The 18827-nt window shown below is 64.8% G+C and carries 18 protein-coding genes; 8 read left to right on the plus strand and 10 right to left on the minus strand.

The features are described 5' to 3' along the window. Position 1 precedes the first annotated feature (1 nt). Positions 2-901, minus strand: coding sequence for a universal stress protein (locus tag CH305_RS26735; protein WP_094705611.1), 900 nt, complete (start codon positions 899-901; stop codon positions 2-4). Next, positions 898-2340 carry an amino acid permease gene (locus CH305_RS26740; protein ID WP_032405056.1) on the minus strand — a complete coding sequence of 481 codons (1443 nt, stop codon included), beginning with the start codon at positions 2338-2340 and terminating at the stop codon, positions 898-900. Before CH305_RS26740 ends, CH305_RS26735 begins: the two co-directional genes overlap by 4 nt. Before the next feature lie 176 nt (positions 2341-2516). Between CH305_RS26740 and CH305_RS26745 the strand changes: the two genes are divergently transcribed. The 4 genes from CH305_RS26745 (at position 2517) to CH305_RS26755 (ending at position 5802) form a co-directional block, all read left to right on the plus strand. Continuing rightward, positions 2517-3731, plus strand: a complete 1215-nt coding sequence (locus CH305_RS26745) for a CdaR family transcriptional regulator (protein ID WP_032404760.1) — start codon at positions 2517-2519, stop codon at positions 3729-3731. Between the two features lie 225 nt (positions 3732-3956). Beyond that, positions 3957-4112 (plus strand): hypothetical protein, encoded by a 156-nt coding sequence (locus CH305_RS29215; protein WP_165430199.1) that lies wholly within the window; start codon positions 3957-3959, stop codon positions 4110-4112. After that, entirely contained in the window at positions 4109-5176 is a 1068-nt protein-coding gene (locus tag CH305_RS26750) for a TerC family protein (protein ID WP_094705613.1), read from the plus strand. The genes CH305_RS29215 and CH305_RS26750 overlap by 4 nt, the downstream gene beginning before the upstream one ends. A gap of 77 nt (positions 5177-5253) precedes the next feature. Next, positions 5254-5802 carry a Dps family protein gene (locus tag CH305_RS26755; RefSeq protein ID WP_094705615.1) on the plus strand — a complete coding sequence of 183 codons (549 nt, stop codon included), beginning with the start codon at positions 5254-5256 and terminating at the stop codon, positions 5800-5802. A 66-nt stretch (positions 5803-5868) separates the two neighbouring features. Here CH305_RS26755 and CH305_RS26760 read toward each other — a convergent pair whose 3' ends face one another. Continuing rightward, positions 5869-6330 (minus strand): hypothetical protein, encoded by a 462-nt coding sequence (locus CH305_RS26760; protein WP_094705617.1) that lies wholly within the window; start codon positions 6328-6330, stop codon positions 5869-5871. Between the two features lie 117 nt (positions 6331-6447). Between CH305_RS26760 and CH305_RS26765 the strand changes: the two genes are divergently transcribed. Then, the gene (locus CH305_RS26765; protein ID WP_027496220.1) at positions 6448-6645 is read left to right on the plus strand and encodes a CsbD family protein; all 198 of its coding nucleotides are present in this window, start codon (positions 6448-6450) and stop codon (positions 6643-6645) included. Between the two features lie 82 nt (positions 6646-6727). On the opposite strand, the gene CH305_RS26770 is transcribed toward CH305_RS26765, so the two are convergent. Further along, the gene (locus CH305_RS26770) at positions 6728-7456 is read right to left on the minus strand and encodes an EAL domain-containing protein (RefSeq protein ID WP_242640331.1); all 729 of its coding nucleotides are present in this window, start codon (positions 7454-7456) and stop codon (positions 6728-6730) included. After that, on the minus strand, positions 7453-8709 hold the full coding sequence (locus CH305_RS26775) for a CdaR family transcriptional regulator (RefSeq protein WP_141215766.1): 1257 nt from the start codon (positions 8707-8709) through the stop codon (positions 7453-7455). Before CH305_RS26775 ends, CH305_RS26770 begins: the two co-directional genes overlap by 4 nt. A gap of 355 nt (positions 8710-9064) precedes the next feature. On the opposite strand from CH305_RS26775, the gene CH305_RS26780 reads away from it, so the two are divergent. Next, positions 9065-10249, plus strand: coding sequence for a triacylglycerol lipase (locus tag CH305_RS26780; protein WP_032404755.1), 1185 nt, complete (start codon positions 9065-9067; stop codon positions 10247-10249). A gap of 54 nt (positions 10250-10303) precedes the next feature. Here the strand turns inward: CH305_RS26780 and CH305_RS26785 are convergent, their stop codons facing one another. From CH305_RS26785 to CH305_RS26805, 5 genes are read right to left on the minus strand one after another with little or no spacing between them, the layout of a single operon-like run. Further along, positions 10304-11326 carry an LLM class flavin-dependent oxidoreductase gene (locus tag CH305_RS26785; protein WP_037149594.1) on the minus strand — a complete coding sequence of 341 codons (1023 nt, stop codon included), beginning with the start codon at positions 11324-11326 and terminating at the stop codon, positions 10304-10306. 33 nt (positions 11327-11359) lie between these two features. Beyond that, positions 11360-12190: a glycosyltransferase family 2 protein gene (locus tag CH305_RS26790; RefSeq protein ID WP_037149597.1), complete on the minus strand. Its 831-nt coding sequence runs from the start codon at positions 12188-12190 to the stop codon at positions 11360-11362. Beyond that, a complete protein-coding gene (locus tag CH305_RS26795) occupies positions 12187-13191 on the minus strand; it encodes a glycosyltransferase (RefSeq protein WP_094705619.1) in 1005 nt (334 codons plus the stop codon). Before CH305_RS26795 ends, CH305_RS26790 begins: the two co-directional genes overlap by 4 nt. Continuing rightward, complete coding sequence (locus CH305_RS26800; RefSeq protein WP_037149603.1) at positions 13188-14297, minus strand: glycosyltransferase; 1110 nt, start codon at positions 14295-14297, stop codon at positions 13188-13190. Before CH305_RS26800 ends, CH305_RS26795 begins: the two co-directional genes overlap by 4 nt. Then, a complete protein-coding gene (locus CH305_RS26805) occupies positions 14294-15373 on the minus strand; it encodes a glycosyltransferase (RefSeq protein WP_032404750.1) in 1080 nt (359 codons plus the stop codon). Before CH305_RS26805 ends, CH305_RS26800 begins: the two co-directional genes overlap by 4 nt. Positions 15374-15541: 168 nt before the next feature. Here CH305_RS26805 and CH305_RS26810 point away from each other — a divergent pair, with 168 nt between their 5' ends. Both CH305_RS26810 and CH305_RS29580 read left to right on the plus strand, forming a co-directional pair. Next, on the plus strand, positions 15542-16489 hold the full coding sequence (locus tag CH305_RS26810; RefSeq protein ID WP_256984001.1) for a WcbI family polysaccharide biosynthesis putative acetyltransferase: 948 nt from the start codon (positions 15542-15544) through the stop codon (positions 16487-16489). Next, the gene (locus CH305_RS29580) at positions 16486-18807 is read left to right on the plus strand and encodes a glycosyltransferase (protein WP_256984002.1); all 2322 of its coding nucleotides are present in this window, start codon (positions 16486-16488) and stop codon (positions 18805-18807) included. The genes CH305_RS26810 and CH305_RS29580 overlap by 4 nt, the downstream gene beginning before the upstream one ends. Positions 18808-18827 lie beyond the last annotated feature (20 nt).

Here is an 18827-nt window from a genome sequence, read left to right on the forward strand (position 1 = left end):
GTCACCGACGCGGCAGCACCAGGATCGGTACCGGTGAGTGACGAATGATCTTCGTTGCCCGCGAACCGAGGAACACCCGAGCGATGGGCCCCAACGGTCCGGACGATCCGATGGTCAGTACTTCGCCGTCCTGCCAGTGCAGTTCGTCGAGGGCTTCGCGCCAACTCCCGGCCGTGGCCAACTCGGTCGTCACCTGTTCGGCCGGAAGTCCCACCGCAACAGCGTCGTTCACCGCCGCAGTGAGTGCCTCGCTCAGCCCTCGGGCGAGCTCGGCGGCAACATCGTCCTCGGCTCGCAGTCCGACCTCGGGTGGGTACATCGTTGCCCCGCGGACGACGAACGACGCCAATCGCAGTGGAATGCCGGCATCCCTGGCCAGCTCCGCGGTGGGTCCCACCACACGCGAGGCCTCGCTGTCACCGGAGAAAGCGCAGGTGATCCGCGTCAGCGTCGCACGTTCACGCATGCGATAGCCGCGCGGAGCGAGCGCTACCGTCACCGGTGAGGAGTGCAGGAGCTTGTCCGCGGTCGACCCGACGACAACTTGCCCGAGCGCCCCGTCCCCCGAGGAACCGAGTACCAGAAGCGAAGCCGAAAGGTCCTGTGCCGCTTCGGTCAACGCCGTCGATACCGAGCGGTGTGCCAGACGATGGAACGATGCTGCGATGTCGGGGGCCCGGTCCTCCAGGTAGTGGCGCGCCTTCGATTCCGACTCGGCTGCCGTCACCGCCGCCCAATCCGCGAACTCGGCATCGACGCGTGCCATCGACGGCGTGGACCACGGCTTGGGCACCACCGTCGCAACGTCGATGTCGGTACCCGACGACCGCGCGAGTTGGGCACCGAGATCGAGGGCACCGACACTGCCTTTTCCCGGCGCGAAGGCGATCAGAACGCTCATTCCGCGTCCTTTCCAACCGATCGGAGCGCCGAATGATGCCGACCCCACAGGAAGTAGAACGCGAGAACCACGGCGAGCCAGAGACCGAACCAGAACCACGTGGTCCACCGCAGACCCGACAGGATGTACACGCATGCGGCGACCGACAACACCGGCGTCACCGGGTATCCCGGCACCTTGAACGGACGCTCCAGGTCCGGCATCGTCCGACGAAGCACGACCACCCCGATCGCCACGACGATGAACGCGACGAGCGTTCCGATCGACACCAGATCGGCCAGCTTGTCGAGCGGAATGAACGCAGCGAGTATCGAGATGATCACCGCGACCACGATCGTGTTGTTGACCGGGGTGTGCGTGCGCGGACTGACTTTGGCAAACGCCTTCGGCAACATGCCGTCTCGGCCCATGGCGAACAGAATGCGAGTCTGCCCGTACATCGTCACCAGGGTCACCGAGAAGATCGAGATGACCGCGCCGGCAGCCAGAATCGTTGCCGGCCAGGCCTGCCCGGTGACGTTGCGAAGAATCTCGGCCAAGCCGGCTTCCTCCTGACCGGCGAAGGCGGTCCACGGCTGAGTTCCCAGCGCTGCCACCGCGACCACGAGGTAGAAGACGATGACGACGATGAGCGCAGCAATGATGGCCCGCGGCATGGTCTTCTGCGGATTCTTCACCTCGTCGCCCGCGGTGGACACCGCGTCGAGTCCGATGAACGAGAAGAAGATGGTGCCTGCGGCAGCGGTGACACCGGCGGTACCCAGCGGCATGAAATCGGAGAAATTCCCTGAATCGAAGGCGGAGAATCCGACGACCGCGAACAGTGCGAGCACACCGAGTTTGATGACGACCATGACCGCATTGACTGCAGCGGATTCACTGGCACCGCGAATGAGCAGCACGGCGCACAACACGATCAGCACCACCGCGGGCAGGTTCATGACCCCGGGGTCGGCGTCACCCGGTGCAGCGGACAACGCATGCGGGATGGTGAAACCGAAGAGGTTGTTGAGCAGCTCGTTGAGATACCCGCTCCACCCCACGGCGACGGCGGCACTCGACACCCCGTACTCGAGCAGCAGACAGGCCGCGACCCCCATCGCGACCACCTCACCCATCGTCACGTAGGCGTAAGAGTAGGTCGAGCCGGAAACCGGCACTGCCGATGCCATTTCGGCGTAACAGATAGCGGCGAGACCGGCCGCGATACCTGCCGCCAGGAACGAGAGGATCACCGCGGGACCGGCCTCGGGCACGGCGAGCGACAGCACGAAGAAGATACCGGTGCCGATGGTGGCACCGACGCCGAACATCGTCAGCTGGAACGTGCCGATAGTGCGTTCGAGCCCCCCGCTGCTGTGCTGTTCGGGGTCCACGATCGGCTTCTTGCGTAGCAGCTGTGATCGAAGACCCGATGCAGGTCTGTTCGACGAAGTCATGGTCGGCTCTCCCAACGTGGAGGCGAACGTGCGGATCGGCTGATTGTGCTCCCAGATAGTGCCTGCCGCACATCGAACACGCCGCGAAATCTCTCGATTCACGCAGCGACTCGTTTCGGGACGGCCACTGCGATGCCTACCATTGACCTTCGATCGAATGGGAGACGAGCGAACACATGGCCACACAGGAGGGCGGGGCACGGCTCGACACGGTCGCAGCGCTGGCTGCGTCGGACGCAGGCGGCCTCGACGTCGTGTTCCTCGGAAACTTTCTCGATGTCCTCACCGACGCGGTGAACGCCGGCGTCCCGCTCAGACGACAACAGCTCAGACCGTTCCGGGCGCAGGGTGATGCTGCCGCGCGCGCCGGAGTCGCATTGCGCGCGCTGCTCGACATGTATCTGTCCTCGGCATGGCGACTGTGGCGAGAACTGCCCGCAGTGACGGCAGCCGCCGACAATCCGGCCGGCGTAGTGACGGCAGGCGAGGTGATGCTGCGGGCCGTCGACGACGCAGTGGCCGAACTCGCCGAAGGGTTTCAACTCGCCCGTCGCACGCTCGTTCGTGCCGAGGTACTCGCCCGCCGCGAGTTCGTCGACGATCTGCTCTCCGGAACGTCCGACGTCGCCGGGGTACTCGGACGCGCCCAGACATTCGGACTCGACCTGTCGAGTCCGCACGCGGTTGCGGTGGTCACGTCGAGCAAGCCGTTCACCGACGCGAGCTCGGCGATCGGACTCGTCGAGCGCAGCGTGCAGGGCAGCAAAGGTGACGCCGAGTTGCTCGTCGCAACCAAGCAGGGCCGGTTGATTCTGGTCTTTCCCGCACCCGACCGCGAGGCCGTCGAGCATGTTCTCGACAGGGCGGGACGTGTCCTCGGTACGTCCGCGCACACCCCGACCGACTCCGTCGACCTCCGTCGCGACGGCGAGTACGGCAGGACGCAGACCGGGGTCGGTCGCCCACGCGGAGGAGCAGGGGGCGTCGCCGCGTCCTACCGGGAGGCGCTCGATGCTCTCGAACTGGCCTCCGCGCTCGGACTCGATACCCCGGTGGTCGATGCCCGAGATCTGCTCGTCTACCGAGTTCTCATCAGTGACCGGGCCGCCATCGCAGATCTGGTCGACACGTTGCTGACGCCGCTATTGGTCGCCCGCGGTGGTGCAGGTCCGTTGTTGGAAACGTTGCAGGTGTACTTCGACACCGGCGCGAACTCTGCGTCCACCGCGCGGCGCATGCACTTGTCGGTGAGGGCGGTCACGTACAGATTGTCGCGAATACATGATTTGACCGGTCAAGATGTGGGCAACCCCGTCGAGGCATTTGCGCTGCATACAGCCGTACTCGGCGCCATGTTGCTCGACTGGCCGGGCGGTCGCTTGCCGTCATGACAGGTACAGTCGACCAACTTGCCGGGTTCCGGCAAAGAATTCCTACGAAACATGTCCGCAAAACGACCCTGCCTGCATGAACCTGAACAGTCACACTGGAGTAGTCGCGGTCGGACCCACCAGGCGTGGGGCCCCGCGGAAAGACCCACGATTCCCGTCGAGCATAACGCTCGGCCAGAACGCCACCGGGATCATACGAACGAGAACGCAAGGAGCATGTGACAGATGTCGTCATTGGTACAGAAGTTGACCACATTCGCTCGCAGCCCACAGGGCAAGAAGATGGTCGACCAGGCACGTAGATACGCAACCAAGCCGGAGAATCAGGCGAAGTTGAAGCAACTCGGTAGCAAATTCAGCGGTAAGGGTGGTCGTTCATGAACGTCGTTCCGTGGTGGGCGTGGGCGGCTTTCGGTGCCGTCGTCCTCATCCTGCTGGCAATAGACCTGCTTGCGCACCGCGGTGCTCACATCATCGGCTTCAAGGAGGCCGCGTGGTGGAGCGCTCTGTGGGTCGGCGTGGCCATCATCTTCGGCATCGTCGTGTTCTTCACGCTCGGCACGACTGCCGGCGTGGAATACACCACGGCGTGGTTGCTGGAGAAGAGTCTGTCCGTCGACAACCTGTTCGTCTTCGCACTGATCTTCGGCTACTTCAAGGTTCCCCGTGAGTACCAGCACCGCGTGCTGTTCTTCGGTGTCATCGGTGCCCTGGTCTTCCGTGCCATCTTCCTGGCCGCCGGTGTGGCCATCGTCAGCAAGTTCGCCGCTGTTCTGTTCGTCTTCGCAGCCATCCTGCTCTACAGCGCCTACAAGCTGATGAAGGACGAGGACGACTCGTACGACCCCGGCACCTCCATCGCAGTGCGCTTGCTCAAGAAGATCGTCCCCGTTCAGGACGAGTACTCCGGTACCAAGTTCTTCGTCAAGGAAGCAGGCAAGCGGGTGGCCACGCCGCTGCTCGCCGTCGTAGTAGCGATCGAGGCCGCCGACCTGGTGTTCGCAGTCGACAGCGTTCCCGCTGTTCTGGCCGTGACCGACGACCCGTTCATCGTGTACTCCTCGAACGCGTTCGCCATCCTCGGACTGCGTGCCCTGTACTTCTTGCTCGCAGGGTTGCTCGAGAAGTTCCACTACCTGTCCAAGGGTCTGGCAATCATCCTCGCCTTCATCGGCGTCAAGCTGATTCTCCAGGCCGGACACAAGGTGATCAGCACGTCGATCCCCGAGATCCCGTCTCTGGTCAGCCTGGTGGTCATCATCGTGGTCCTGGCAGGCTCGATCATCCTGAGCCTGAAGAATCCCCCGGAGGAAGACAGCGCCGACGCGATCGACAGGGCCGCGGCCGACAGCCCGATCGTCGAACCGACGGACGGAACATCCACCGCCGGCTCCTCGTCGACGGGAACGTCGGGTACGGATTCACCGAGACTCGACAAGTCCTAGCACCGCACGACACATGCCCCGCCGATCAGTTCGGCGGGGCATGTTTGTGTTCCGGGACGTTGGGGCAAACACTGATCATGGCTGAAAAGAACTCGTACACCGTTCCCGGACTCACCTCGGAAAAGGGCGCGCGCGTCGCCGAGATCTTGCAAGATCGACTGAACGCGTACAACGACCTACACCTGACGCTCAAGCACATTCACTGGAATGTCGTCGGACCCAACTTCATCTCGGTACACGAGATGCTCGACCCGCAGGTCGAGTCAGTGCGCGGTTTCGCGGACGACGTCGCCGAGCGCATCGCAACCCTCGGCTCCTCGGCCAAGGGCACGCCCGGCACCATCGTCTCCGAACGTAGCTGGGACGACTACTCGATCGGACGCGCAACGGCCATCGAGCACCTCGGAGCTCTCGATCTGGTCTACACCGGCGTCATCGAGACCACTCGCAAGAACATCGAAGAGGTCGGTGACATCGACCCCATCACCGAGGACATGCTCATCGGCCAGAGCGCCCAGCTCGAACTGTTCCACTGGTTCGTTCGCGCGCACCTGGAGAACTCCGGCGGGCAGCTGTCCACCGCGAGCGCAACCAGCGAGGTCGACGCGGCAATTCAAGCAGGCTAGACCTCCTCGACACCAGCACCGACCCCGCCGTCACCGGCGGGGTCGGTGCTTTTTGTCCGAGTGCCGTCAGTCGGACGGCCTGGCCTCGCGCCCGCGGCGGCCATGGGTACGACGCTGCTCTTTCATCTCTGCCTCGAAGATGTGGCGGCGACCGTCGAGCAGTTCGTCTCGCACCGCCCGCTCGTGTTCGCGCAGCGGACTCCAGTAGCCGTCGTCGAATTCCTCGACGAGCTGGAACGTCCAGCGTCCGGGTGCGATGTTCCTGCCGATCATGTCGTCGCCGATTCGCTGGGCGATCGCATCGTGATCTGCTTCGGCGAGTGCCTCGACGGCTTCTCCGAGCAGCAGGTCGGAGTGACCCATCAGTTGATGGAACGAATAGAGGTGCCCGCGGGCCCGCTCGACGCACTCGAGCGCCTCGGACATCTTGCCCACCGCGGCCACGGTCGCGTCGTTCACACCGCTCGGACGCCGATGCTCCGGAGACGGTGTCTCGTGGGCGGGCGTGGCGTCGCTGTCTGAGTTCATGGTCGACGGTTACCCGGATCGCATCCGTACAACCGCACCCACAACGGGGATTACCGCGTCCGATCGTGGGTATAGCTCTCTGCGATCAGGTAGGACAATCTATTTCGAGGAGTTCACATGGCTGATTTCATCGACAAGGCAAAGCACAAGGCCGAAGAGCTGGTGGGCGAAGCCAAGGAAAAGATCGGCCACAAGACCGACAACGACGATCTTGCTGCCGAAGGCGCAAAGGATCAGGCTTCGGGTAAGACCAAGCAGGTCGGCGACGACGTCTCCGACGCTGCAGGCAACATCAAGGACAAGTTCACGAACTGACTTCGTGTTCGGACGACCCAAGGACCCCGCATCTCGAGCTGTTCGAGATGCGGGGTCCTCGGTCTGTGCGCGATCGACGGCGTCAGATCTGCGGATTCGGGAGCGGCATCGGCCGGCCGAACAGCCAGCCCTGCCCCAGGGTCGCGCCCAATGCCATTGCACGACGCAGATGCCGACGAGTCTCGATTCCTTCCGCCAACAGAGTTGCGTCGCTCGTGCGCAGGTAATCTCGCACCTGCCGCACAGCCGTACGCGATCGGTACGGCGACCGGACGATCGACGCGTCGAGTTTTACGATGTCCGGCGCGACCGACGCCAGCAGACCGAGTGTCGCCGGCGTCGCACCGACGTCGTCCATCGCCACCGACATCCCGCGCGCGCGAGCACCTCGAACCAGCGCCATCAGCATCGGTACGTTTCGATCGAGATCTCGCTCGGTGATTTCGAGGACTACGTCGAGATCGTTGCCGATCGCATCGAGGTGGATGTCGACATCCCGTTCGTCGACGAAGCAGCCCGGCTCGATGTTGAGGAAGAATCGCACTCTGCGTGAGTACGCGCGCTCACGAGCCGCCCGCAACGCGGCCGCCCGGCATGCGACGTCCACACGGCCCACCATGCCGCGCTCGCGGGCGAGGGCGAACACGGCCTCGGGAACGGCCAGGCTGGGAGAGGGCCACCTGGCGAGCGCCTCGTAGCCGACGACCGCCCCGGTCGACAGTTCGACGACGGGCTGAAACATCGCAGCCACCGACTCGACCGAATCGAGCGCCGCCGATGCTGCCAGCACCGCGCCGTCCGACACGGTCACGATATTCGCTCGTCCACCGGAGCGCGGCGTGCCTCGAGGCGGTCGGCGATCAGAGCCGCGTGCAGTCGGCGCAGCCCCGACGGCTTCATCGGATCCAGTCCGGTGAGCTGCTCTACGCGCTTGAGTCGGTAGTCGACCGTGTTGGGGTGCACCGTGAGCCAGGTGGCCGTCTTCTTTCGGTTGGAGTCCAACTCGACGAAGGCCTGCAGCGTCGGCAACAGGTCGACAGAATCGCGGAGCGGATCGATCAACGTCACGAGGTGCTTGCGGCCCAGACCCGGCCTACTCACCTGATACTCGAAGACCAGATCCGCAATCCGATACGTTCCCGGTGAGTATCGCAGGCGACGAACGAGACTCAGCAGCTCGTACAGATGCGGTGCAGTAGCAGCGATGTCGTCGATCGCTGCCGATGCAGTGGTCGCGGTAACGGCTAGCTGCCCGCCGTCTGCGAAACGACCGACCACTTCGTCGACGTCGACACCGGGAATATCGGGCAGCAGAACGGTTCCACCGGTAGCGCTGACGGATGCGATCGGCGCACAGTCCGCGTCCAGCGTTGCCAGAGCACCATGGATTCTGCGCAGTTTGCGGGCTGCCATCATGCCTGCGTCACTCCTGCGGGCACCATCGTCGGCGTGGGCCGGGAAGTGCAGAGCCACCACGTGATAGTCCTCGGCGAGCAGTGCGCCCATTCGATCGGCGATCTTGCGGGCCGTCCCGTCGCCGGTCAGCAGCGCGTCGAGCAGTTCCGCGTCGTGGCGGGGACCGTTCTGCGTCAGTGTGCGAAATTCCGCGAGGTAGGCATCGGAGACGGATTCGGTGACTGCGTCGAGGAGCTCCATGATCAATACGGTGCCGTCGACCATCGGGGCATCGGCGTTGTCGTCGATCGAGCGTGGGGCAGTGCGCAAACCCAGTGCGCAGCCCTCGTTGATCGCGTGCTGGATCCGTCCGAGCGGGACACCGTCGCGGGCCCACCTGGTTGCGGCATCACGAAAGATGTCCATCGCACCCGCTATCGGTAGACGACCTGATTCCAGGACCCCCGTTGCCAGTTCGCAACAGGTGGTCGTCATGTCGTCGAGCTCACCGCGAGCACAGTCCCGGGGCGGTGGAGTGTCCTCCGGCTCCCCGATGTCCTGATCCAACATCCGGGCTGCCGTCTCTCGCGGCGTCCGCAAGCGATCGGATGCGCGTCGCCCGCCCACGTAATCCTCCTGTGGCACGCGCACGCTCTCTGTCGTGGTCACCCGACTCCACCCCTCGCACTCGAAACCCGTAGCAGGTTGGTCTGTCGTATCGGCTCGGCACCCACCCGCTGCGGCATCGACCCCGTGCGTCGCTCTCTACTGCACCCGCTGAACTACCGAACGGAGAAGCGAACACACGAACCGTAGAACAATAATCAAACCTACGGATTGTTTTGGCCAATATATCCGGCATCGCATCCTGAATCGAGGTGGCCCAAGTCACTTGTGACGTCATCTCACAAATGACGCAGCGGTTACGGGCAGATTCCAAACGCCAGGCCGGAGGCCGTAATCGACCGAAATCCGCGCCTACTGTTCCGGCTTGTCCAACAACCCTCGTCGAAAGTCAGGCTCCATGACCACTTCTCGGTCCACTTTCCGCGCAACACGGAAAGCCACCACTGTGCGCGCTGCAATGATCGCGGCAATGGCGTGCTCGCTTGCCCTCGGTACCGGTTCGGCAGCACTTGCCGCTCCCGCCGCTCCCGCTCCGCCCGCCACCGTGCAGGGCGAGGACGTCATCCCGCCCGCACCGACCGAAGCGTCACCCAAGGCCTCCGACCAGGGCATCGTTCCTCCGAGTCTCGACTCCGCTCTTCCTGCGACCAGCACCTACGATCCGAAGACCGAGACGAAGGGCTACGGACCGGTATTCACCAACTTCCTCGCCGGCTTCCTGTACAGCGTCGTCAATCCCGACGTGGCACCGCAGGGGGCCAACGACTGGAACTGCAAGCCTTCGGCAGCGCATCCGCGACCGGTTGTCCTGTTGCACGGCACCTGGGAGAACGCGTTCAACAACTTCGCTCGGATGTCGCCTGCGCTGAAGAAGGAGGGCTACTGCGTCTTCGCCCTGAACTACGGTGACACGGACTCCAGCGCCATCGGTCACATCAAGTCGCTGCGCGGCACGGACTCCGTCGCTTCGAGCGCCAAGGAAATCGCGACCTACATCGACGCAGTTCGGGCCGCTACCGGCTCCGCTCAGGTCGACATCGTCGGTCACTCTCAGGGTGGCCTCGTCACCCGTCAGTACCTTCGCTTCGAGGGCGGTGCCAACCTGGCCGATCCCACCAAGAACAAGGTGAACACCGTCGTCAGCGTCGCCGGCTCGAACCACGGCACCACGCTGGTCGGAATCGGCACGCTCGGTCGCACCATCAACAATCTGGGTCTGAACGTGCTCGGCGTCGTCGGTGCGATCGCCGGCCCCGCTGCCTCCGACCAGGTCATCGACTCTCCGCTGGTCAAGGCGCTGGCTGTCGGCGGTGACACCGACCCCGGTATCAAGTACACCGTGATCGGCACCAAGTACGACGAGGTAGTCACCCCCTACAAGACGACGTTCCTCACCGCAGGCCCCGGTGCCACGGTCAACAACGTCACCCTGCAGGACGGCTGCGGAATCGACCTGTCCGACCACCTGTCGATCTCCGTCTCGGAGCGCGCGATCGGAATTGTGAAGAACGCACTGGATCCGAAGGGCTTCCCCACGAAGTCGATCCCGTGTGCGTACAACTCCCCCATCACCGGCGGATAGTCACCCCGCTCAGCACTCACCGATGAGGACGATCGGCCGTACGGTCGATCGTCCTCATTGCTGTGCCGGCCTCCACCCCAGGGCCGGACCCAGCTCGAGTGCCATGTCGGTGAGGATCTGTACGTAGTCCTCGTGGTCGAAGCTGAACGGCAGAGCGAACGCCACCTCGTCCACCTCACGAAACGACTTGTTGGCATACAGCTGCTCGGCAATGTGATCCGAGGTACCGACGAGGTCGGGTGCGAACATCATCCGCGCCGGGCCCTGCGGCTCGTGCGTGCGCGCCGATCGGGCCCGCGCATACTCCTCGTACTTGGCGACCTGAGTGGCACTGGCGTTGTCGGTCGGAATCACGACCAGTCCCTGCGACACCCTCGCATCGAGCCCTGCCGGGTGGAACTGCCGGAACGTGCGGATGTGCGAGAGCTGAATCTCGTCGAACTCGGTCGACTCCTCGGCACGCACCACGCTGCTCACCAGAAGGTTCATCTCGTTCTCACCGGCCCACTGCGCCGAGCGAAGGCTTGCTCCGCCGTACCACATCCGACTACGCAGACCGGGCGAATGCGGTTGCACTCGATCGGAGTACGACTCGATTCCCTCGGTTCCCGACCAGCTCGACGCGGGCTCACCGGCCACGAAACCGAGCAACCTCGATACCCGTCCGTACCCGAAATCCTCGTCGTTCGCGGTGTCGGGATAGAGAGAGTGCTTGACGCGCTCGAACTGCATCGGTGGACCGACGCTGACACCGGGATTGATCCGTCCTCCCGAGAGCACGTCGACCGTCGCGAGATCCTCGGCCAAGCGCAGCGGGTTCTCCCAGCCCAACGGGGTCACCGCCGTACCGAGCGCTATCCGGTGGGTGCGCTGCGAGGCCGCGGCCATCACAGCAATCGGTGAGGAAATTCCGAACTGCAGATGTCGGTGGCGAAGCCACGCACTGTCGAAGCCCAGGCGCTCGCCGAGTTCGATGATGCTCAACGTCGATTCGTGCCCTCGCGCGGGATCGTCTTCGTCGAACAACCCGATCGTGAGGAAGCCGAGCGAGCGCAGCGGCTGAGAAGGCTGGGGCACTGGCTTACTCCTCGGTCCGAATGTTCGACCAGCCTAGGCGACGTGACCGGATGTGCGCCGAATCCCGGAGTCGCCGAACTCGATGAGACCGCGGGCCGCGAACGCGTCGAGCCAACCGACCATCGGCCACCGACCCCATCGATCGAAGAACCTACGCGCGTTGGCAACGATGTCGTCAAGATGCTCCACCGGAGGATCGGAGACCGGATGCCACTGGTGATACGCATGCGCCCCGCCCACCCACCGCAACCCCATCCCCGACGCCACCGCGGTGGCAGCGAAATCGGTATCCTCGCCGCCGTAGCCGGTGTAGTCCTCGCAGAAACCACCCAGTTCGGTCCAGGTCTGCGTGGTGACGGCGAAGGACAGCGACCAGAAGAGGTCGAAGTTGTCCCCGTGGGCGACGGTTCCGGCCGGCGGATTCGGGCGCGCCGGATGCGGCGCGGTCAGTGCCGCCAGAGCCGGGCCCTCGGTACCGACGTCATATTCTTTCAGGTAGGTCACCGGACCGCACAGCAGGGATCGTTCGTTACCCGGAGCGGTTGCCGCACAACGGTATTGCTCCAACAATCCTGGCCCCGGGATGCAGTCGACGTCGAGGAACACCAACAACTCTGCGCCGCGATCGACTGCAGCAGCAGCGCCGAGGTTGCGCGCACGGGCCAGCGGTAGCGCGCCCTCGACGGGAATCTCGATACATGTGGCGGCCGAACCGGTCCGGGTGAGTACGTCGGCAATTGCGTTGTCTCCCATGGACACGACCATGTGGTCGACCTGTTCCGCGGTGGAAAGTCGCAGACCGCGCACCTGAGCGCCCAGGTGCTCGTGTCGCCCGGCCACCACGGTGACGACCGCGATCTTCACTGCCGACTCCGTCGAGGAACGGACTGCTCGATGGCCCAGGCGGCTCTCTCAGGGGCACCATCGGTGCGCAGTGCCGACCACCGAGCACCCCCGAGATCGAGGGCGCGATCCGCTGCGGCATGCCACCGGGCCACGGACGGCCATGTGTCGAGCACCTCGGCGATCGATCCGTCGGCCAGGGCCCGTCCGGTGGCCGACTGCTCGCCGAAGGGCCGGACCTGCGGCACGACGACGGCGGGCGCACCCGACGCGGCGACGTCGGCGACGGCGTTCTGCCCGGCGTGTGTGACGACGAGAGCGGCCGAACACAGCACCGGCCACACGTCGTCGATCCAGTCGCCGCCTGCGACGCCGAGGGCGCGAAACTCGAACCGGTCGTCCACCGCGGACCACGAGTCCACCAGATCGCGGGTGAGCGACGTACCGCCTGCCGCACCCAACACCACAACCGTCGGATCGCCCGAACGCGAGGTTCGCTCGCGTCCGGCGAATCTACTGATCGATCCCGAGAACGTCGTCTTGTCCGCGTACGGCAGCAGCCAACCGGGGTCGTAGACCTCGCGTGACCACGGCGCGAGGATGTGTGTCGCTGCCCGGTAGGCCAGACCATGGATCGGATCGGTGCGCTCCCCCGGGATTGCCATGACGATCACCCGAACTCCCATGAGACGCAGGAACATCGCCACTTCCACCGATACGTCCACCACTACCGCCGACGGTTTCTCACGCGCCACCCACTGCGCGACGATCGCCATCCGCTCGGTCAGACCGTCCACGTCGTACGGTGCCCAGTGCAGCACTCCGCCCGCCGAACCATTCTGTGCCACAACGTCTGTGGACTCGTCCACATCGAGGGGTAGCGAGAGCCACTCGGCCGCCGCATGCCCCGAAGGTCGAGGCCTCGAGGACAGAACGGTCATCGGTTCCGACATGGAGCGTGCGATGGCGTCGGCACGGGTGACGTGACCGACCCCGTGATGGTGCGCGTAATAGCCGATCATGCGATCGCGAGCCGATCGTCGACCGGGTCTGCGACCGCCTGGAGCGTCGAGCGGTACAGGGCCTCGTACTCGTCGACCATCCGATCCATCGAGCACACCGCTTCGGCGCGTGCCCTGACGTCGCTTCTCTTCAGAGCAGCTGCCCGAGGGATCGCCGCGGCGAGGCCCTGAACATCGTCGGCCGGTACGAGTACTCCCGACGACGCGTCGACGATCTCCGGAATGCCGCCTCGTGCAAACGCTGCGACGGGAGTGCCGCAGGCCAGCGCTTCCGCCACCACCAGGCCGTACGGCTCGGACCACACCGGCGACACCAACGCGACCTCGGCGCCGGCCACCAACGCCGCCAACGCAGGCTGGTCGAGGTGCCCGACGTAGCGAATGTCCTCGTCGAGCAACGGTTCGACGACGTCGTGGAAGTAGTCGAGGTTACTCAGCGGACCCGCGATGCGCAGCGCGCGTCCTGCTTGCTTCGCAGCGGCGATGGCAAGGTGCAGTCCTTTCTCCGGAACGACCCGGCCGGACCACACCACGTAATCGCCACCACTGCCGAAGGGCCACTCCTCCAACGAAATTCCGTTACGAATGACGACAGTGCCGGTAGTGACATCGGCCCATTGCGAGGCTGCGAACTCACTGACCGCGGCAAAGGTGTTGGCCCCGGCAGGGGCCAGCGCCACCGCCGACTCCAACCATGCGAACGGCGGTGTGTGCAGAGTCGTCACCATCGGCACCGACAACGTCGAGGACATGGCCAGCGGCAGGTAGTGCAGGCTGTGGTTGTGCACGATGTCGAATGACTCGGACAACGTCCCTGCGAGCTCCATCATGACCGCAAGATAGGCGTGGTGTTCGCGAATCGCGGTCGGAGTGATCGCGACGTCGGCAATGGATATCGGCGTCAGATCCAGTGTTCGGACCGGTAGCAGCGTCGCGTCCAGATCGACGCTCGAGCCGTCCGCTGCGAACAAACTCACCCGGTGCCCGCGCTCGGTGAGCGCACGCACCAGGTTGTAGACATGTGCCTCCAGACCGCCCGCGAAAGGCTGGGCCACCGGAAAACTCGATGACGCCAGCACCGCGATGCGAAGTGGGTTCTCGTTCAACGCATCTCCTTTGTCACTGCTGAATAGATTGCTGCGTGGGTTTCTGCGATCGTTCGTCTCTGCTTCGCTCGGACGTCGCGATCGAGTGCGGGCGTTCGATCGTCGTGCGCTGCTTGCACGGCCGCAACGAGGCCGGCCGCATCGAATGAGTCGATTCCCATCCGGAAGCTGTGCACCGGGGCTTGGTCTGCATAGAAGCCACAGTCCGACGCGACCACGGTCGTCCCGAGATCGCGGCATGCCTCCAGCCAGCCCGAGTGGGTGCCGAATCGATACGGCAGCAACGACACGTCGATCTCGGTGAGATAGTCCCAGAGCGCGTCGTCGTCGAACCGCTGGTGCACCCGAACATCGACGTCGGGAAACGTGTTGTAATCCAACAGCTTTGCGCCGACCGTTGGGCTGTACCAGTGGCTCGTGGACTCGAAGACATCCTGGTCGATATCCAACCGAACCGTCGCGTCGGGCAGCGATCTCGCGGCCTCGATCACCGCGTCCATCACCGCCAGCGGGTCCATGTTGGATCGTAGGTTCTTGGCGTGGACACCGATGACGAACGAGTCCGACCGGGGGCGGGCGCGATTCATTCGCTCGAGCGGCACCACGTGAGGATGCTCCACCACGCTCGCACTCACCCCCCACCGGTCGTGGATCCAGGCGGCCGCGCCCTCGGTCAGGGTGATCACCGCATCGGCCCCGCGAACCAGGACGTCCAGCTGCCGCAGATGATCGGTGTTGTCGGCGACATGGGGATTGTGCAGATCGTGGACGGTCAGAACCAACGCCTGACGGTGGGCACGTAGATGTTCGACGGTGCGAGCGAGCTCCTCGGGACCGAAGGACTCGAACCCGAAATGCACGTGCAGAACGTCGAACTGGACGTCGGTCTGCTCAGCGAGCCACTGTGCATCGAGCAGCCGCGGCGGCCACCACTGCCCGGGCACATCCACGCGGACGGGTGGAGGGTCGGGTAGCAACGTGACGGACTCGAGGGTGGATACCGCACCGTCGCCGAGCACCGGCTGCAGGTGCTGAACGTAGACGTGCGAGGACGGAACCGAGGCAACACGAATCATGACATCCTTCGGGTACAGGCAGGGCAATCGTGCCTGGTCCCGACACGCGATACGTGTTCAGTACCCACTTTCGCCCGGGTTCAATCGGGGTTGGCGCAGCAGGTCTTCCGGGGTTACGTTGACGAGGAAATGGTCCACTACGAACGAGCACACGACGTCGGGGCAAGCATGGACGGGCGCACCCGCCACTACGGCGAATTCTACGAAGTAGCCGAACGACAACAGGGCCGTGACGCCCCTGAACACGACGACCGGCCGCTCCTTCTGGTCTGGGGAAATTGTCAGGCCGAGGCACTGCGTATTCTCCTCGATTCCGATCCGGCCATGCCGCTGCGGACGGTGCGCGTACCACCCGTTCACGAGCTCGAGTCCTCGGACTTGCCCTATGTCGACCGGCTCGTGCGCCAGGCGTCGGTCCTTCTCACACAGCCGGTTCGGGCCGGCTATCGTTCGCTACCGCTCGGAGTACCCGATCTTGCCGAGAGCCTGCCGCCCGACGCCACCGTCGTGCGGTGGCCGGTGCTCAGATATGCAGGGCTGCATCCCTTTCAGGTGATCGTTCGACATCCGAGCGATCCTGCCGCCGTTCCGAGCCTGGTGCCGTACCACGACCTGCGCACGATACTTGCCGCTGAGAGCGGACTCGGCGAAGACGACGACTGGGACCGCTCCGTCTCGGACGACGGTCTCCGACACGCAGCCGAGTCGAGCCTCGACGAGTTGCGTCGGCGCGAGAGGCGAGATACCGACATCGCCGCGGCCGATTTGTTCGCCGATGCCGGGCGCGCTGCCACCCACACGATCAATCATGCGACCAATCTGGTGTTGACTGCGCTGGCACAGCGGATTCTGGACCAGCTCGGCACCGGCTGCACCGCCGCGGATCCGGGCCGCGAATTGCTCGGTGGCGTCCGGGCACCGGTCGAGCGACGAGTACTCGACGCACTCGGTCTCGACGGCGATCCACGGCCCGAGTGGACGGTAGACGGCACACCGCATTCACCCAGTTCGGTGCACCGTGCCCATCTGCGTTGGTATGCAGCTCATCCAGAATTCGTCGGTGCGGCGCTGCAGCGGCACTCGGAACTGATTCGCATCCTGGAGCTGGTGCCGTGACCCAGCCAGTGCACCATCTGGTCATCGGCCCTCCTGAGCACGGAGTGACTCGTTGCGCGCGCGAACTGGCCTCTGCGACAGCCAGTCCGGTGATCTCGAGCTTCGAAGATCTGCCCGTCGACATTCCGATACACGTGCATTTCACCGACCGGCTGTTCGGCCGAACCGCGGGTGAGGCCGCAGACGTGTTCGTCTCCGCGGTGGAGCGGCACCGAGCTCCGATCACCGTCACACTGCACGACATCCCGCAGGCCTCGGATGGAACCGCGTTCGAAGCGCGAACGACATGCTATCGGCGGGTGATGGACTGCGTGTCTGCAGTCGTCGTCTCCAGCATGCACGAGCTGCTGCTGCTCGACGACGTAGCGCACGACCGAATCGACACTCGCGTCATTCCGCTACCGATCCACAGTGCTACAGCAGAACCCGGACCGCGCGACGCCATGCGCAACGTCGTCGGCGTACTGGGGTTCGTGTACCCGGGCAAGGGGCACGAGGAAGTACTGCAGGCCATGAGATCTCTCGACACTGCTGTCGACATGCTGTCGATCGGATCCGCGTCGCCGGGCCACGAGACCATGATCGACGAACTCGCCTGTGCCGCTGCTCGACTCGGCCGTTCGTTCGACTCCACCGGGTTCGTTCCCGACGCCGACCTCGACGAACTCCTTCGGTCGATCGCGATACCCGTCGCGTTCCACCGGCACCTGTCGGCATCCGGTTCCATCAACTCCTGGATCGCGGCAGGCCGCAGGCCGCTGGTCCCCCGCGGTCGGTACGTGGAGGAGATCGAGGCCAATTCTCCGGGCACACTCTGGATCCACGAGAACTCCGTCGACGGCCTCGCTGCCGCCATGATCGAGGCGCTGGATCATCCCGAAAAGACCTGGCAGCAACCCGGCGTAGTTCCCTATCCGACACTCCACCAGGCAGCGACGCTGTACTCCGCACTGTTTCGCGAACAGAGCGCGCTGGATGCGCAGGAGCTGCCCGATGGCCGCTGGGTGGTACCGGGCAATCGGTGGGACCTGGTGCCACCCGTCGACCGGAACCCGTCGGTGTCGGTGGTGATCCCGTACTTCGAGCAACAACGCCGGTTGGAGTTGGTTCTGACCGCGCTCACCGCACAGACGTATCCGGCCTCTCGCATCCAGGTGATCGTGGCCGACGACGGGTCCCCCGTAGCGCCCGACGTCGATGCCTTTCGTTCCGCGCTCGATATCACCGTCGTACGACAGGCCGATCTCGGGTTTCGTGCGGCAGCGGCTCGCAATCTCGGCGCGTCGGCCGCCCACGGTGAGATTCTGTGTTTTCTCGACGCGGACACCGTTCCCGAGCCCGGGTACATCGCGGAATCGGCCCAGCTGCTCGCGGCCCTGCCCGACGCCCTCGCCGTGGGACGTCGACGCCACGCCGATCTGGCAGGTTGGGCCGCACAGGATGTAGCGGAGTGGTTCGGGGGGCGAGCGGCCGGACCGCCGGAGTTGACGGAACCGCTCTGGCTCCGAGACGGATACGCGCACTCACGCGACTTGCTCGACGCCGATCGACGCTCGTACCGGTACATCATCAGCGCCGTCATGTCGTGCAGCCGTGACCTCTTCACGGAGATCGGCGGATTCGACGAGAGCATCGTCGGATACGGCGGCGAGGACTGGGACTTCGCGCACCGCGCCTACGATGCCGGAGCCGTCCTGGTACACCTGCCGCGCGCAGTCGCCTGGCACGACGGGCCGGAATGGGCCGAGCGGACGGGCGGAGACCGCGAACGCAAGAACCTGGAGGCCATGATGTTGGCCTCGCGGATCACCGACCCGGCGGCGCGCACCCACGGTCTGCTCTACGCCGTGCCCGAGATCGCTGTGGTCGTGGATTCCGCAGGACACACCTCGGCGTCGCTGCTGTACACCGTCGGATCCGTTCTGCGCGAACGAGATTGCGTCGTGTGGATTCACGGCACCGACGCAGCCGAATTGCGAAGGCCGTGGGGGGACGTCGATCCGCGGGTGAAGCAAGGGCGACCGAGCGGTACCGGCCGCAGCCACGCCGTTGTGCAGGTGCGCGGCCAGGTGCTGTTCGGCGATCAGGCTCTGCGTCGACTGCTCGCCACCGGGGCCGATCGGATGACAGTGGACGTCGGGGGTACGGGAGTGGTCGAATTCAGCACTTCGCGCTCGAATGCACGTGCGGCGCGGTGGGCAGCGGCCCTGGAGCGCACACCGGAGGACGTGGCCGACGCGTTGTTCGGCCGCACGCACCGCACAGGTGTCGAATTCGGGTTGTCGATCGGCGAGCGGCAGCCGAACCTGGCCTGGTGACAGGTAATGCCGTGTCGGAG

Origin of the sequence: Rhodococcus sp. 15-649-2-2, from assembly GCF_002258645.1 — a bacterium.
Classification (GTDB): domain Bacteria; phylum Actinomycetota; class Actinomycetes; order Mycobacteriales; family Mycobacteriaceae; genus Rhodococcoides.